Here is a 2,129-nt window from a genome sequence, read left to right on the forward strand (position 1 = left end):
TTCGATGGCGTAGGTGTGTAACCCGGCCCACCCGCCCTCGGCACCCAACCCTAAGGGGCGGGGGGGTTGGGCAACCCGGCCCCCCACTTGGGGGGGCCCCACCGCGACGCCCTTCGGGCGGCCGGTCGAGCCGGAGGTGTAGATGACGTAGGCGATGTTGTCCGGCGACAGCGGCGCGACACGGTCGGCGTCGGTCACCGGCGCGTCGTCGGCGTCCTCCATGTCGCCGGTCTCCACGCCGTACCCGTCGATCTCCACCACGGGCAGCTCCGCCGGGATCTCCACCTCGACGGTGGAGTCGACGACCACGCCGGTCGGCTTCGAGTCCGACAGCACGTAGGCGATGCGGTCGGCCGGGTAGGCCGGGTCGACCGGCACGTAGCCCGCGCCGGTCTTGACGACCGCGAGCAGCGCGATCACCAGGTCCAGCGAGCGCGGCAGGATCACCGCGACCAGCGACTCCGGTCCGGCGCCGTCGGCGATCAGCCTGCGCGCCAGCACGTTCGCGCGGCGGTCCAGCTCGGCGTAGGTCAGCGAGTCCGTGCCGAAGCGGCCCGCGACCCGGTCCGGGTGCGCGGCGACCATCTCGTCGAACAGCGAGACCAGGGTGGCGCCGGTGAAGCGGCTCGCACCGCCGTCCTCGCCCGAGGAGACCCAGCGCTGCGACAGGTCGATGCGCTCGCCCTCGCTGAGCAGGTCGATGTCGCCGACGACGGCGTTCGCGTCCTCGGTGACGCCGCGCAGGATGCGCACCAGACGGTCGGCGAAGGAGGACACCGTCCCCGGGTCGAACAGCTCGGTGGCGTAGTTCCATGACAGCGACAACCCGCCGTCGGCGGCCTCGCCCACGGTCAGCTGGATGTCGAACTTGGCGGTGCCGGTGTCGAAGTCGACGACGTCGAGGTCGAGGCCGGGCAGCGAGATGGTGCGCGCCTCGCCCGCCGAGGCCGCCTCGAAGGTCAGGCCGACCTGGAACAGCGGGTGGTGGGCCTGCGAGCGGGCCGGGCTCAGCACGTCGACCAGCTGCTCGAAGGGCACGTCGGCGTGCGCGAAGGCGGCCAGGTCGGTCCGGCGCACCTGCTCGAGCAGCTCGGCGAAGGTCGTGCCCGGCTCCACCTGGCTGCGCAGCACCAGCGTGTTGACGAACATGCCGACGATGTCGTCGAGTGCGCGTTCGCCACGACCGGCGATCGGAGTGCCGATGGCGATGTCGGTGCTGTTGGACAGGCGCGCGGCCCAGGTGGCCAGTGCGGCGTGCACGACCATGAACAGCGTCACGCCGTGCGCGCGCGCCAGATCGTCGAGCGCCTTGGTCAGCTCGGCGTCGATCGAGAAGTGGTGCAGCGCACCGGCGTTGGAGGCCACCTCGGGGCGCGGCCGGTCGGCGGGCAGTTCGATCTGGTCGGGCAGGTCGGCCAGCTGCCGTGTCCAGTAGGCCAGCTGCGCGGCGGCCACCGACTCGGGGTCGGACTCGCTGCCGAGGACAGACCTCTGCCACAGGGTGTAGTCGGCGTACTGCACCTCGAGCGGCGCCCAGCTCGGCGACTCGCCGCGGGTGCGCTCGGTGTAGGCCACCACGATGTCGCGCAGCAGCGGCCGCAGCGAGAAGCCGTCGGCGCTGATGTGGTGCATGACCAGCACCAGCAGGTTGCTGCGCTGGTCGAGGGTGAGCAGCGTGGCGCGGAACGGGATCTCGGCGGTCACGTCGAAGTGCGTGCTCGCCAGCTCCACCACCCTGCGGGTGGCCTCGACGGCGGGCACCCACTCGGTGTCCAGCTCGACCAGCGCCTCCTCGGCGGGCAGCACCCGCTGGTAGCCCTCGCCGTCCACCTCGGGGTAGACGGTGCGCAGGGTCTCGTGGCGGGCCACCACATCGCGCACGGCCGCGCGCAGCGCCACCGCGTCGAGTTCACCGGTCAGCTTGATCGCGACCGGGATGTTGTTGACCGCGGTGCGGTTGTCGAAGCGGTTGAGGAACCACATCCGCTGCTGGGCGGGCGAGAGCGGCACCAGCTCGGCGGTCGTGCCGTCGGGCAGGGTGAGCGGCTCGGGGCGCGGCTGCGCGGTCAGGGGCGGGGTGGGCGCGCCGCCCGGGGCCCGCACCCCCAAGGCCCCCCCGGCGGGGGCGG

The 2,129-nt window shown here is 72.7% G+C and carries 1 protein-coding gene; it reads right to left on the reverse strand.

The window, feature by feature from the left end; translation table 11 throughout:
• A partial coding sequence (locus tag QH283_RS12760; RefSeq protein ID WP_280503216.1) for a condensation domain-containing protein occupies positions 1–2,103 on the reverse strand: 2,103 nt, incomplete at its 3' end.
• Between the last annotated feature and the right edge of the window lie 26 nt (positions 2,104–2,129).

It is taken from the genome of Nocardia farcinica, from assembly GCF_029867845.1.
In the GTDB taxonomy this organism is placed as follows: domain Bacteria; phylum Actinomycetota; class Actinomycetes; order Mycobacteriales; family Mycobacteriaceae; genus Nocardia; species Nocardia farcinica_A.